Annotated in this window: 10 protein-coding genes; 1 reads left to right on the top strand and 9 read right to left on the bottom strand. The window is 60.9% G+C overall.

All coding sequences use genetic code 11. The features are described from left to right. Positions 1 to 21 precede the first annotated feature (21 nt). Genes asnB through AC07NV_RS19450 form a run of 3 tightly spaced genes read right to left on the bottom strand, consistent with a single transcriptional unit; the run spans position 22 to position 4,405 of the window. Complete coding sequence (gene asnB / locus AC07NV_RS19460) at positions 22 to 1,962, bottom strand: asparagine synthase (glutamine-hydrolyzing) (protein ID WP_495168047.1); 1,941 nt, start codon at positions 1,960 to 1,962, stop codon at positions 22 to 24. Then, positions 1,962 to 3,101 carry a glycosyltransferase gene (locus AC07NV_RS19455; RefSeq protein WP_495168046.1) on the bottom strand — a complete coding sequence of 380 codons (1,140 nt, stop codon included), beginning with the start codon at positions 3,099 to 3,101 and terminating at the stop codon, positions 1,962 to 1,964. The genes asnB and AC07NV_RS19455 overlap by 1 nt, the downstream gene beginning before the upstream one ends. Positions 3,102 to 3,136: 35 nt before the next feature. Next, on the bottom strand, positions 3,137 to 4,405 hold the full coding sequence (locus tag AC07NV_RS19450; protein WP_495168045.1) for a hypothetical protein: 1,269 nt from the start codon (positions 4,403 to 4,405) through the stop codon (positions 3,137 to 3,139). Between the two features lie 158 nt (positions 4,406 to 4,563). On the opposite strand from AC07NV_RS19450, the gene AC07NV_RS19445 reads away from it, so the two are divergent. Beyond that, positions 4,564 to 5,697: a glycosyltransferase family 4 protein gene (locus AC07NV_RS19445; protein ID WP_495168044.1), complete on the top strand. Its 1,134-nt coding sequence runs from the start codon at positions 4,564 to 4,566 to the stop codon at positions 5,695 to 5,697. On the opposite strand, the gene AC07NV_RS19440 is transcribed toward AC07NV_RS19445, so the two are convergent. From AC07NV_RS19440 to AC07NV_RS19415, 6 genes are read right to left on the bottom strand one after another with little or no spacing between them, the layout of a single operon-like run. After that, positions 5,668 to 6,489, bottom strand: coding sequence for a class I SAM-dependent methyltransferase (locus tag AC07NV_RS19440; RefSeq protein WP_495168043.1), 822 nt, complete (start codon positions 6,487 to 6,489; stop codon positions 5,668 to 5,670). The two genes, AC07NV_RS19445 and AC07NV_RS19440, sit on opposite strands and share 30 nt — an antisense overlap. A 51-nt stretch (positions 6,490 to 6,540) precedes the next feature. Then, positions 6,541 to 8,001: a lipopolysaccharide biosynthesis protein gene (locus AC07NV_RS19435; RefSeq protein WP_495168042.1), complete on the bottom strand. Its 1,461-nt coding sequence runs from the start codon at positions 7,999 to 8,001 to the stop codon at positions 6,541 to 6,543. A 51-nt stretch (positions 8,002 to 8,052) separates the two neighbouring features. Further along, positions 8,053 to 9,345 carry a Vi polysaccharide biosynthesis UDP-N-acetylglucosamine C-6 dehydrogenase TviB gene (tviB, locus tag AC07NV_RS19430; RefSeq protein WP_495168041.1) on the bottom strand — a complete coding sequence of 431 codons (1,293 nt, stop codon included), beginning with the start codon at positions 9,343 to 9,345 and terminating at the stop codon, positions 8,053 to 8,055. Next, complete coding sequence (locus AC07NV_RS19425) at positions 9,342 to 10,370, bottom strand: NAD-dependent epimerase/dehydratase family protein (protein WP_495168040.1); 1,029 nt, start codon at positions 10,368 to 10,370, stop codon at positions 9,342 to 9,344. Before AC07NV_RS19425 ends, tviB begins: the two co-directional genes overlap by 4 nt. Before the next feature lie 9 nt (positions 10,371 to 10,379). Beyond that, positions 10,380 to 11,633, bottom strand: a complete 1,254-nt coding sequence (locus AC07NV_RS19420; RefSeq protein WP_495168039.1) for a hypothetical protein — start codon at positions 11,631 to 11,633, stop codon at positions 10,380 to 10,382. Positions 11,634 to 11,648: 15 nt separating this feature from the next. Next, a complete protein-coding gene (locus AC07NV_RS19415) occupies positions 11,649 to 13,817 on the bottom strand; it encodes a GumC family protein (protein ID WP_495168038.1) in 2,169 nt (722 codons plus the stop codon). Between the last annotated feature and the right edge of the window lie 3 nt (positions 13,818 to 13,820).

The following is a 13,820-nucleotide window of genomic DNA, read 5'->3' as shown; positions in this document are numbered from 1 at the left end:
CCGCCTCTTTCCGCGCGCCGGTCACTGCGAACGCTGCGCGTCGAGCCATGCCTGGAACATCAATATGTCCCACACATGATAATGCCAGCGGCGGCGCCCGCTCCGGGTTTCGGTCCACAGGCGGCGGACTTCGCCGACGTCGAAGAAACCCTCGCGCTTCAGTCGGTCTTCGCTCAACAGATCGTCGGCCCAGTCGCGCAGCGGCCCCTGTAACCAGTGGTCGATCGGGACGCCAAAGCCCATCTTCGGCCGTTCCATCATTTCGCGCGGAACGTGACGGTAGAGAAGCTGACGCAGCGGCCATTTCGATTCGCCATTCCGCAGCTTGTGTTCGAGCGGCAGGGCGAGGGCGAATTCGACGACGCGGTGATCGAGCAACGGGACACGCGATTCGAGGCTCACCGCCATGCTCGCGCGGTCGACCTTCACCAATATGTCGTCAGGCAAATAGGTCCGCATATCGAGATACATCATGCGGTCGCGGAAATCACGGTCCGCCCAGTCAGGATCCGCCTGAGTCAACACCGTTTCAGGTTCGCGTGCGCCAGGAACCAGCCGCTCGGGGTGCTTCGCATGCGAAACCAGCGAGCGATAGAAATCATCGGCCTGATCGACGTCGAGGACGTCAGCCAGCTTGAGCAGTCGGTCGCCGACCGCAAGTTTGCGCAGCTTTTCAGGCGCGACCTTCATCAGCGTGTCGATCGCGCGTCCCGGCGTCAACCGCAACGCGCCCGCTGCCGCTTTCCGCATCCCGCGCGGCAGCTTCCCCAGGCGCCGCCAGATATCATAGCCCTGGGCATAACGGTTATAGCCGCAAAGCAGTTCGTCACCGCCGTCGCCCGACAGGCTGACGGTCACCTGCGTCCGCGCCAGCTGGCTGACCAGCAGCGTCGGGATCTGCGAGGAATCGGCGAAGGGCTCGTCCCAGTGATGCGGCAGTTTCGGGATCTGATCGAGCGCATCCTGGGGTGTAACATAAAGTTCGGTATGATCGGTGCCAAGGTGCGCCGCGACGCGCTTCGCATGATGCGCCTCGTCATACTCGGCCTCCGAAAAGCCGATCGAGAAGGTCTTCACCGGCCGCTGCGACTGCGCCTGCATCAGCGCGACGATCGTGCTCGAATCATAGCCGCCCGAGAGAAACGCGCCGAGCGGCACGTCGGCCGCCATGCGGATTTTGACCGCGTCGCCGAGCAATTCGCCCAGCGCATCGACCGAGGCCTCGGCAGATCCCGCGAAAGGATTGTCGCGCCCGTCGCGTGCCTTTTGCGCGATGTCCCAAAAAGCGACCGGCTCGCCCGGCGTCCGATCGTCGGGACCGATCTCGACATAGTGAGCGGGCGGCAGTTTCAATATGCCGTCGTAGATCGAATAGGGCCCGGGCACATAATTGTGGCGCAGGAACAGCGTCAGCGCGTCGCGGTTCACCCCGCCACGCCACGCCGGGTGCTGACGAAGCGCCTTCAGTTCGGACCCGAAGAACAGCGCAGAGCCCTGCATCCCGTAATAGAGCGGCTTTTCGCCCATGCGGTCGCGCGCGAGAGTGAGCCTTCGCTCGGCGCGGTCCCAGAGCGCGAAGGCGAACATGCCGTTTGCGCGTTGCAGCGTGCCGAGCACCCCCCAGGCCGAAAAGCCCGCGAGCAACGTCTCGGTATCCGAATGACCGCGCCACGCGATGGAGCCCGCGGCCTCAAGCTCGCGGCGCATGTCGAGATGGTTGTAGATTTCGCCGTTGTAGCTCAGCACATAGCGTCCGTCGCCGCTGAGCATCGGCTGATGCCCGGCAGGCGACAGGTCGATGATCGCCAGCCGGCGGTGCGCGAGCGCGATCCCCGCGTCGGCATCGACCCAATAGCCGTCGCTGTCGGGGCCGCGATGGATGATCGTATCCGCCATCCGCCGCAGCAACGCCTCACCGTCGGCAAAGCCCGCCCGGTCCAGAAACCCCGTAAAGCCGCACATCAACCGTCTCTTTTCATAATCATATCATAAAGTTCGGCATAAGCATCGACGGTGGCGTCGAGGCCATAGGCGGCGACAATCCTAGCGCGCGCCGCTTCGCCGATTTCGGCGCGGCGCGCAAGGTCCATGCGCGCCATTTCACCGATTGCTACGGCCATTTTCGTCGCGTCGCCAGAGGGGACGATGCGACCGATTCCGCCCATCAGCCGCGCGCAGTCGCCGACGTCGGTGGCGATACACGGTAGTCCCACCGCCATTGCCTCGCCCACGACATTGGGAAAAGCCTCGCTTGACGACGACAGGCAAAAGAAATCGAAACCAGGCAGAATCGATTCGACATCGCGGCGACGGCCCAGCGGATGGAAACGCCCGGCGGGCAACGTCTCGCGCCAAGACCCAAGCGCCGCGCCGTCCCGATCAAACCCCTCACCGACCATGGCGACATGAAGATCGGGATGCGACGTCATCGCTGCAGAGGCGGCCGCAAGAAACGTCGGCACGTCCTTTTGCGGGTGAGCACGACCGACGAAACCGAGTACCGGCGCATCCGCAGCGACGCCCAGCGCCTGACGAAACGCAGCCCTCCGTTCCGCATCGGGGCGCCAGCGATCTGTGTCGAACCCGTTCGGGATCACCCGCCCCGGCGCGGAGCCGAACCCGAACGCTTCGTGATGCGCGCGCGACTGATGGCTGTTGTAGACGATTGCGCGCGGCCGAGACGACAGCGCCCTGAGCAGCCGGATCACAGCCCGCGTCCCGCGTTTTTCATGTCCGATATCGTAAAGCGATTGCCGGACGTTCCATGCGCTTGCAGCGGATCGACCGAACAGCGACGCGGCCAGCTCGGCAAAAAGATTTCCGTGGTACATCCACCCCTGGATGATGTCTGGGCGAAAATCGCGCATTACGCGTCTCAAGCCGCCAAGTCCCGACGGGATCGAACGCGTCCCCGCCAGATCAAGCGTATCGACAGTAATTCCCTGTCCTTGCAGGACCGGTCCATAATGGCCGGGACCGCCAAGTGACAACACGCGGTTGTCGAACCGCCGACCGAGATCGCTTTCGAGCAAATTGACCAGCGAACGCTCGGCGCCCCCCTGATCGAGCCCCGTGATGATATGAAGGATTCGCCTACCCATGCCGAAAGCGCTTCTGCTGTGTTTCCGGAACCGGATCAGGCTTGCGGACCGCGGACCGGGACCCGCGCGCGCTGCCCTCCCTCGGTGACGATTGCTATCAACTTGTACAGGATGAATGTGCCGATGAACGTATAGATAATCCGATTGAGCGAGGAGATATTATACACAAGATCGCTTCGGATTACGTAGAAGCACATCAATGATCCGCAAAGAAACAGCGGGATTCGCTTGTACCCCTTCCAGCGATGGATCGCTTTCGAGAACCACATCAGGATCATATTGTGGAGGACGATCCACAGAAAGATTCCGAATACCCCGAACAGGCCATAAAAATTCCCATAAATGTTCGAAGCCAGCCCATATTCTAGCCCAGGGAAGAGAATTTCCTGGAAGTTGAATCCGACAAGCCGTGGATCGAGATCGAAGAATACAGACAGAAAGGGCACGAGCGCGAGAAGAACGCTGGCCAGCGATTCAAAGGGTACGCGATAGTCGTACATCATGACGGTGTTCAGAATCGCCTGGGTTGCGAACGGCTCCGATTTCTCAATCGCCCCGAAATAGATATCAGGCTCAGACAGGCGCGCGAACGCGCGTGCATACTCGCCATATTTGATATCGATATACACCTGCTTGTAAAGAAAAATGAAAAGTATGAAGACAATGGCCGGCAGCACGATTTTCAGTGAGAAAATCCGCTTGGTCCCGATGACCGCGACATAATAGATCATGATCGCGACGCCGGTTATTGCCAGATAGGATCGGAAGCCGACAAAAACGGCAAAAATCAAAGTCCCCAATCCGCATACCAACGGAATCGTCCGACGCGACGCGACGCCGACGAAAGCACAGATTTGCGACAGCGCGCTGAATAGAATCCAGAAACGTCCCTGCGACGCCAGCACGTTGTTCTTGTCTGGGTCGAGAAGCGCAGGTCCCGACTCCGCAAATGCCAGAGCCAGCGAGACGATGGTAGCGATGGACAGCACGACATCAAAGGTCGCCGACGTCTCGATCGGCTTTGCAATAATATTGGGATTTGGCCGGTACATAATCGAAAATATGATGTTTCCCACCAGCGCCGCACAGAACACCCAATAGGTTTCGGGGACCAGCGGAATCAGCGGCTGTATTTCAGGTAGATAGGGGTCCAGAACGACGCCAAAGAGACCCGGCAGGAAATAAATAACAAGTCCAAAGAAGGATGCCGAAAGAAAATCGACCGACCGCCTCGAAAAGACATGGAATATCGCGCCAAAAATAGCGACGGCTATAAATACCTGTTGCGCGAAAGGCATTGACATTTATTGATATCCCTCAGATTCTTAACATTGGCACCGTTGTGGAGTGGCCCACAGGAACCCGAACTGCAGCGCTCCCCTAATCCGACTCAAATTCAGACCGAATGGCAGGGAGATATCACTGCTGTGATGAAGATTGAAACTGTGGCACCACCGCTTCGATGAAAATCCTTTTCCTTCTGTCTTCGATGGAAGCGGGCGGCGCCGAAAGGGTCGCTGCCTTGCTTGCGAGTGCATGGGCCGATCGCGGCGATGACGTGACCCTGATGCCGACATTTTCGCAGCGAGGCAGCTGTGCCTACACTTTGTCGCCGTCGGTGAAACTCCGTTTTCTGTCCGACATGGTCGGTTCAAACCCCAGCAAACTTGAGCGTTTGAAAGCGCTTCGGCGATCCATAAAGACCGCCCAACCCGATGTCATCCTTTCATTTCTGCCGCATGTGAACAGTGCAGCGGTGACCGCAGCTGCCGGCCTCGGCATTCCGGTTATCGCGTGCGAGCGGACATATCCGCCCCTTCTTCAGCCGCCCCTGCCATTCTTCTATCGCATTGCACGGCGACTGACCTATCCCTTCGCCGCCGCGCTCGTCGGCCAGACCGAGACTGCGGCGACATGGCTGAGCGCACGCGCCGGGCGGGCGCTGGTGGAGACGATCCCCAATCCGGTGGTCAGCCCGCTGCCATCGAACCCTCCGCGACAGAACCCCGACGCTCTGTTCACGCCCGATCGAAAGCTCGTCCTGTGGGCGGGACGGTTCGAGGAATCCAAGCGCGCCGACGTCCTGATCGATGCTTTCGCGCGTATCGCGTCCGCCGCGCCCGACTGGGACGTCGTTCTGCTCGGCGACGGCCCAGCGCGTCTGGCCGCGATCGAGCGAGCGCAGTGGCTCGGAATGAGCGACCGCATCCGCCTTCCCGGTTTTGCGGGAAACCTCGCCGACTGGTATAACCGTGCCGACGCCTTCGTCATGACCTCGTCTTATGAGGGGTTTCCCAACGCCCTGCTAGAAGCCATGGCACAGGGCCTCCCGTCGATCGCCTTCGATGTCCTGACGGGGCCGGGCGAGTTGAGTGCCGACGGTCGACGCTTGATACTCCTGCCCGATCGCGACCATGTCAACGCGCTGGCGGATGCTCTTTCGGAGCTGCTATCGAACGACGCCAAGCGTGAAGAACTCGGCCGCGCGGCGCTCGCAACCGCGACAGACTATTCAAAAGAGCGGGTTCTCGCGATGTGGGACGACCTGTTTACGAAGGTCGCTCGTTCAGGTGGTGCGCCGGAAGCGAAACTCTGAGCAGCCCGTCCCGAACAGGCCGAGCTTCGGATGGAGCTCGGAAACGAACTCAGGTTCGAAACCGCGGGTTTCGAGGAAAGAGATGATTTCCTGCTCAGTCGCCGACTCATAAGGATAGCCGCCAAGCCAGTCGTCGATGTCATTATAGAAGTTCATGCCGCGCTGCCCTTTGTAATCGGCGATGAATCTAGTGGGATTTCTGCCGGTCAGCAGCAGGCCCAGCTTGTATCCAGCGATATAGGGCACACGGATGAGCGCACGGACGAGCGAGCCGCTGTTGGTGAAAATCCGCTTCTCGATTTTCCACGCCCAGCACAGCGGGGTCTTGCGATAGATCGCGAGAATGAATTGTCCGCCCGGGGCGACGTGGCTTGCCGCCTTGTCGATCGCGTCACACATCGCGCCGGTGTGATGCAGCACGCCCCATGAATAGACGATATCGAAGGTCCCGAGATCGCGCGCCTCTGGATCGAGGATCGACACGAGCCGTGCCTCGACATTCTTTTCCGGCCAATTGAGCTCCAGCACCTTACGCGTCGTCTCGACCGAATTGGGATCGATGTCGACGGCGGTGACCGATTTCGCGCCGAGGCGCAGCGCCGCTAGGCTGTGCAGTCCCGCCCCGCTACCGATGTCGAGAAAGGTTCGGCCTTCGATATCCGCTTTCGAGATAAGCTTCATAACGCCGGATTCGGCTTGCCGGATGGCTTCTTCGTCGATCTTCTCCGAATAATCCTTCCAGTTCGCGCCGAATTCAAAGTGCGTCGAAACGTCGGTCAGGCTTGTAGGCATTGTCGAAAAACTCCTGGCCCTCCGATCAAGCGATATTTGCTGCAAATCGGCTCAAAGTAGGCGCCGGTCGCGACGGAATGCCGCGATCCGGCTGAAGACTTGACGCGCGGGCCGGAAATTCGTTGCCGCCAGCACGGCACCATAGACCGCTATCCCCGTGAAAATTTGCGCTGCGAGCCGGAGCAATGCCTCCGTCCAACCGCCGACGCCATATGACGGTTGATCGATGACATAGAGAATCGCGGCCATGACGGTCACTGCCGCGACTATCTTTGCCAGATCGACGACCGGCAACGATACCGTCCCGGGCAGGCGGGTCGAAACAAGCGCCGCGACCGTACAGCCCCCCGCCGCGGCGATCACGCTGGCCCACGCCGCTCCGGCACCGCCATAGACGGGGATCAGCAGGAAGCAGCTACCCAGCAGGAGGCCGATCATCACCGCCGCGTTGACGATGGGAAGCATCGTTCGCTTCGCGATTTGGAAGCGCGGGTCGATGATGAAGGATTTGAAATTGATGAAAAAGGCGGTGGCCGCGAACAGGCCCAGTGACTGCTCCGCATCGGCGCGGATCGCCTTGCCGGTGATCAGACCCGCCAGATCGTCCGCCACGAAATGCAGGCCGACCGATGCGGGCAACAGCAGTCCGACGAATAGCAGCATATATTGCCCGTAGAGCCGGCCCTGCTCCTCGTCCTTGCCCTCCGAATGAAGCTGGAGCAGCTGCGGATAATATGCCTGGCTCAGCGAGGCGGCCATCATGCCGATCGAGAACAGCGCAAGGTCTGCCCCGGCCGCGTAGCCGGCGACTGCGTCGATGCCGTGCTGCGCGCCCAGGATATAGCGATCGAGGCTGCTGCCAAGCTGGATGAGCAGGATCGAAAAGGACAGCGGCAGGCCATAGCGCGCCATCGACGCCAGCAGCGGCCGGTCCAGCTGGGCAAAGCGCGCGCCGGAGGCCCAGAACAAAAAACGGGGAATCAGCAGCGGCAGCCAATAGGCGAGCCCCAGCGCCAGCATGAAACGATCGAAACGGTGGAACAACAGGAAGGCGCCGAGCGGCAACGCCAGCGTCAGGATCAGCCTTGCGAACTGAAGCTGAACGAAAAGCGCCGGCTGGCGACGAAGCGACAGCAGGATATTGCAATACTCATAGACCGAATAGCCCGTGAACAGCAGCAAAAGCGCGGCTGTGAGCTCTCCCGTGACCGCTCGTCCCGACAACAGGATCACCGCCAGAGCGCCAGCGACCGAGATCGCGCCCGACAGCAGCAGCGCGAACAACCCGGTGCTTTGCAGGCGCATCCGATCGGCCTCGGCATAGAGGCGGAATACCGACTGCGTCACCCAGGTACAGAACAGCGCGTTGAACAGCGCCGACGTCGTAATCGCCAGCGTGTAGACGCCATAATCCGCCGGCGCGAGAAGACGCGAGAAGATAGCGACTGACGCGATCGTCAAAAAAGCGGCGAGCGCTCGCCCAATCATATAGATGCCGCTTGCTTTGATCACGAACAATCCTTCCCGTTCCCGCGGGGATGCGGGCATACGGGCCCGGTCGTTTTACAGTCGCAGGTCGGAGTCTTCGAGGGGGAGAACCCCCTTCACGTCGACGAGGATCGCACCCTGCTTGCCGAACGCCCGCAACGCGGCGACGCCGCCTTCGATAAACTCGCGGTGCGACACGGCGAGGACGACCGCATCATAATCGGTGCCCGGCTGGGCCAGAACTTCGATGTCATATTCGTGCCGCGCTTCGGTGGCATCAACCCAGGGGTCATAGACCTCGACATTGGCACCATATTCGGAGAGCTCGCCGATCACATCGACCACCCGCGTATTACGGATGTCGGGGCAATTTTCCTTGAAGGCGAGCCCCAGCAGAAGAATGCGGGCGCCCTGCACGGGAAGCCCGCGCTTGATCATCAACCGCACTGTTTGACTGGCGATATAGCTCCCCATGCCATCGTTGACCCGCCGACCGGCGAGGATGACTTCGGGATGATAACCGACCGCCTGCGCCTTGTGCGTCAGATAATAGGGATCGACACCGATGCAATGTCCGCCGACGAGACCGGGCGTGAATTTCAGAAAGTTCCACTTGGTTCCCGCCGCGGCGAGCACGCTGTGCGTGTCGATGCCGAGCTTGCCAAAGATAATCGACAGCTCGTTCATCAGCGCAATGTTGAGGTCACGCTGGGTATTTTCGATGACCTTCGCCGCTTCGGCGACGCGGATACTCTCGGCCTTGAAAGTGCCCGCAGTGATAATCTCGGCATAGAGGCGATCGACCCATTCGGCGACCTCTGGTGTCGAGCCGCTGGTCACCTTGCGGATCGTCGGAAGACGATGCTCCTTGTCGCCAGGATTGATCCGCTCTGGGCTATAACCGCAGAAGAAATCCTCGTTGAACGTCAGCCCGCTAATGCGTTCGAGGATCGGCACGCAATCCTCTTCGGTGCAGCCCGGGTATACGGTACTTTCATAGATGACGATGTCGCCGCGCTTCAGCGCGCGGCCAACCGTTTCGGACGCCTTCACCAGCGGGGTCAGGTCGGGCCGCTTGTGCGCATCGATCGGGGTCGGGACCGTGACGATGAAGACGCGCGCGGTCGACAGGTCGGCGGCATCGGACGAAAAGCCGAGACGCGAGGCCGCCGCCAGTTCCTCGGCCGTCGTCTCGAGCGTATCGTCAAGGCCGTCGCGCAGTGCGGCGATACGGCTCTGGTTGATGTCGAAACCCGTCACGTCGCGCTGGCGGCCGAACTCGACTGCCAGCGGCAGACCGACATAGCCGAGGCCAATGACCGCGAGCGGAGCGGAAGTGAAATCCGGAAGGGCGGAGAGCGTGGTCATTTCTGAAAATAATCCCTGTACCAAGCAACGAACTGCGCGACGCCGTCACGAAAATCGGTCTGCGGGCGATAGCCCGTCAGCTTTTCGAGCAGGCTGGCATCGGCCCAGGTCGCCGGAACGTCGCCCATCTGCATCGGCATCAGGTTGCGCTGGGCCTTCCTGCCGAGCGATTCCTCGATCGCCGCGACAAAGTCGAGCAACCTAACCTTGTCATTATTCCCGATGTTGACGATCCGGAACGGCGCGACGGGCGACAGGCTATCGCCCTCCTCAACCTCATCGGCCGACGCGGGGCGCTGCGGCACTGCGTCAATCAGCAGGCGGATTGCCCGCACAAGATCCTCGACGTAAGTGAAATCGCGGTACATGTCGCCGCCGTTATAAAGATCGATCGGCCGTCCATCGAGGATCGCGTCGACAAACTTGTAGAGCGCCATATCGGGGCGCCCCCACGGGCCATAGACGGTGAAGAAGCGGAACATCGTCGTCGGTACGTTCCAGAGGTGCGCATGCGCATGCCCCATCGATTCCGTAGCTTTTTTGGTCGCGGCATAGATGGTGAGCGGGGTGTCCGTCTTTTCGGTTTCTTGGAACGGCATGTCCTCGTTGGCGCCATAGACCGACGAGGTCGAGGCCATCAACAGATGGCCGACCTTGTTGCGCCGCGCCGCCTCCATGACGTTGAACGTCCCGATGACGTTCGCCTGCAGATAGGCATGCGGGTTTTCGAGCGAATAGCGGACACCCGCCTGGGCCGCGAGATGGACGATCGCATCGGGCTGGAACGCGTCGATGACCTCATCAATCCGATCGCGATCTTCGAGCATCGCCTCGGTCGCCTGGAACGCCTGATTCTGGAGCAGGATCTGGTGCCGCCGGCGCTTAAGGTTGACGTCATAATAGTCGGTCATGCCGTCGAAACCGGCGACTTCGAAACCCTCCGCCAGCAACAGTCTGGCAAGATGAAACCCTATAAAACCGGCCGTGCCGGTCACAAATATCTTACGGCCCACGCGTTTCTCCATCGTGAAAGATCAATTTTGGGATTCGGCGGTCCTGCTTGTGCCGGGCGCCGCACCTTCGCGCCGCAGGTTCAGCTGGCGAACCTCGACATCGACCCCGGCCGCGCTGTTCGACGTGTCGAGTTCGAGCGTGGCCCAGTACCAGCTACAGGTCGATGAACGAACATCCATTGCTGCGCGCCCGGCTCCCGGCGCGAGCAGCACCGGGACGATCGAAACGGCCGCTTTCGATCGGTCTACACAGGCCAGCCGGAACTTTAGCGACGCGTCGGCATCGGTTGTCAGCCCCGACAGCTTCCACTGCAAGCGATAGCGGCCGGGCGCCGCGATGTGAACAAGCTGACGCGCCGCTACACCCGACGCGGCCGGCAGGCTGGACAGCACCAACCGCCCCGCCGCCCGATCGATATCGGCGCCAATGTCACCCGATTGAAACAGTTCCCAATCCAGAGGAACGAACCGCGGTTCCTGTTTGAAGTTCGGGTTCGCAAGAATGTCTCCGGTCGACGACCGCCGTAATCCCAACGCCTGCGAAAGCTGGAACGCGGCGTCCGGATCGAGATTCGCAAGCTCGCGGATCAGTCGAAAGTCGGTCTCGTCGGGCTTGTTCAGTTTCCACGGCGGACCCGCGATCCGCAGACGCACCTTCGCGCCATTAAGAACAAGCGCGTTGTTGCCGGCGATGGTAGCCCAATATTCCGTCGCCCATTCAGGGTCGCGTCCGAGCAGCGGCGGCAGGGCGTTGAGCGCGCCAGGGCTTACGGTCGCCGCCGCCATGCGGCCAACATAGAGGTCGCGGACCTTGTAATTTACTGTCATCGCGCGCCCTAGGAGCAGGAGCGCACGCGACGAATCCTCCGTCTTCATGGCGTCGTCGATCAGCATCGCGTTGATCAGATTGTCGCGCCGCGTCAACTCGCCCGACAGATCGAGTAGTCGCCGCGCTTGCTTTGCCCGCCCCTCGGCCTCGGCCGCCTGGATCAGGATCGGCAACGCCGATGTAGCGAGCGGCTCGGATGCCAGGGCTTCGCGCGCAAGCTTGATTTCCGCTTTCGAGGGTGCTGACTGCGGCCCCTTCGCGATGCGCGCCGCTTGCAGCAAATTGGCCATCGAAGCATCCGCGACCCCATTGAACGGCATACCGAGCATCAACGAGCGGGTCGGTGCGCGCCGCTCGTTCGCGATCGTGAAGCTCTGCGCCGCCGCCGCTGCACCCACGACGAGTCCGACGGCGAAGAGCAGATAGGATTTGCCTGACAGCTTCATCGTAGTTGCCCGAGCTTACTCGGCCTCACCATTTTTATTGCTCGCGCCATAGCCGTATCCATAGCCGTATCCATAACCATAGCCGTATCCATATATCTCGTTACGACGGCTGACCTTGGTGACGAGCGCGCCATAGATTTGCGCGCCGGTCTGACGCAGGCGCGCGAGCGCCGATTTGATCGCGCGCGAGCTGTTGCTCGACGCATCGACCGTGAACATGACGCCTTCGACCGCGCGCGCGAGCAGCGGCGCGTCGGCCAGACCAAGGACCGGCGGCGCGTCGAGGATGACATGGTCGTAATCACGCAGCAGTATATCGACCAACTGGCCGAGGCGCGACGAGCTGAACAGCTCGGCGGCGTTCGGCGGCATCGGGCCGGCGAGCATGTAATCAAACCCGAATTCCGGCGACTTCGCCACTAGTTCGGGAATATTATCGAATCCTGTCAGATAGTTGCTGAGGCCGACCTTGTTGTCGATTTCGAGCATCTCGTTGAGCGATGGGCTGCGGATGTCAGCGTCGATCAAGATGATCTTCTTGTCGGTCTGGCTGAACACACTGGCGAGGCTGAGTGCCGAGCTGCTCTTCCCTTCGGCGGGCCGCGTCGAGGTGAGCATGAAGCTCCGCGGTGCACCGTGGTTCGTCAGAAAGGTCAGATTAGTTTGCGCCGCCAAATAGGATTCATACACCATCGACTTCTTGTCGAGCAGCAGATCCTGAAAATCGTCGGCGTCGATCTTCGGGATCGATCCGAGCAACGGCAGACCGAAACGCGCCGTGACTTCACTCGGATCGCGGATCGACTGGTCAAGCTGCTCAAGCAAGAATACAAGCGCGGCAGCAAGGCCGAGACCGGCGAGTAGCGCCAGCGCCAGGTTCAGGAAAAGATTGGGGCTCGACGGCTTGCGCGATGGAACGCCGGTATCGACGACCGAGATATTGTTCGTCCCGACGCCCGCAGCGCCGATCTCCTTGTAGCGCTGCAGAAGGCCGTCATAGAGCTGGCGATTGGTGTCGACCTCGCGCTGCAGGATCGCATACTCGATCGAGCGGCGCTGCTGATCGCGATATTTTCCGGTAATTCGATCGAGTTCGCCGGTGAGTTGGTTTTCCTGTTTCACGGCGGCGGCATAAGTTTCGCGATTGATGCTTTTCGCGCGGCCAGTCTCCGCATCGATGCCGCGGTTCAGCGTCGCAAGTTGTTCCTTCTTGGAAAGGAGCTCAGGATATTCGTTGCCATAGATGGCGCCGAGACGCGCGATATCGGCCGATAGCTCGGCGCGCTTCTGCCGCAATCCACTGACCGTATTGTTGCTCCAGCTATCGGCAGCCGAGGTCGAGTTATTGAGCTGGCTTTCGGCCTGGACGCGTTCATTGCGCGCCTTCGCGAGAGCGTCGCTGATTTTTTCGACGTCCGCCGACGCGAGCGTGCGCTCGGAAACCGTGCGCCCGCTCACCGGATCGACACGCCCCTCAATCGTTATGATGCCGCTGCTGGTGGCATAGGTGATCAGCTCACGCTCGGAATCTTCGAGGTTGCGGCGCAGCGAAGTGATACGCGTTTCAAGGAATTTTCGGGCATCGCTCGTCGCGGCAAAACGACGGTCAAGATTGGAGGCCACGAACTGCTGGACCCAGAGATTGGTCAGCCTCGCCGAAAGCGCCGGCGATGGCGTCGAGAAACCGACATCGACCAGGCTCGACTGGCGAACGGGCGCAACTCTGACTGCCGCGAGCAGGATCTTCTCGGCCCGCTCAGCCATCCGGCTCCGTTGCGCGCTGTTCGGCGTACCGCCTTCCTCTCCCTCGGTCAGGTCGTATACCGCAAGGAATTCCTTATCGTTCAGTAGATTGCCTGCCCGAACGGTGCGCGCCGCAAGCGAGCGCGATTCCAGCAGGCTGTACTGGGTGTTGAAGAAAGCGATTTCGTTGGAGATCGTCTTTTCGCGCGCGCCTTCGACGTCGGTTTCTACGGGCGACTGCGGCGAGATCTCGATGCGCGACGTGCTCGTATAGAGCGGCGTCATCAGGAACGTCGCGACCAGGCCCAGCGAAAGACACGCCAGAATCGCACCGGCAACCCACACCTTGTGATTCAGGACCGCGACGAATGCCCGCTCCAGCATGTGCATGTCGAAGAAGCCCCCGCGGTACGCCGGCGCTTCTTCATCCAAGTCCGCCATTCC

This window comes from Sphingopyxis sp. GW821-FHT10B01 (assembly GCF_059415685.1).
The sequence above is the reverse complement of the archived record's forward strand: the minus strand, read 5'-3'. Positions and strand labels throughout refer to the sequence as shown.

Bases quoted from the DNA above. Each gene is read 5' to 3' on its own strand.
- asnB (WP_495168047.1), bottom strand. From the start codon at position 1,962: ATGTGCGGCTTTACGGGGTTTCTGGACCGGGCGGGCTTTGCCGACGGT.
- AC07NV_RS19455 (WP_495168046.1), bottom strand. From the start codon at position 3,101: ATGGGTAGGCGAATCCTTCATATCATCACGGGGCTCGATCAGGGGGGC.
- AC07NV_RS19450 (WP_495168045.1), bottom strand. From the start codon at position 4,405: ATGTCAATGCCTTTCGCGCAACAGGTATTTATAGCCGTCGCTATTTTT.
- AC07NV_RS19445 (WP_495168044.1), top strand. From the start codon at position 4,564: ATGAAAATCCTTTTCCTTCTGTCTTCGATGGAAGCGGGCGGCGCCGAA.
- AC07NV_RS19440 (WP_495168043.1), bottom strand. From the start codon at position 6,489: ATGCCTACAAGCCTGACCGACGTTTCGACGCACTTTGAATTCGGCGCG.
- tviB (WP_495168041.1), bottom strand. From the start codon at position 9,345: ATGACCACGCTCTCCGCCCTTCCGGATTTCACTTCCGCTCCGCTCGCG.
- AC07NV_RS19425 (WP_495168040.1), bottom strand. From the start codon at position 10,370: ATGGAGAAACGCGTGGGCCGTAAGATATTTGTGACCGGCACGGCCGGT.
- AC07NV_RS19420 (WP_495168039.1), bottom strand. From the start codon at position 11,633: ATGAAGCTGTCAGGCAAATCCTATCTGCTCTTCGCCGTCGGACTCGTC.
- AC07NV_RS19415 (WP_495168038.1), bottom strand. From the start codon at position 13,817: ATGGCGGACTTGGATGAAGAAGCGCCGGCGTACCGCGGGGGCTTCTTC.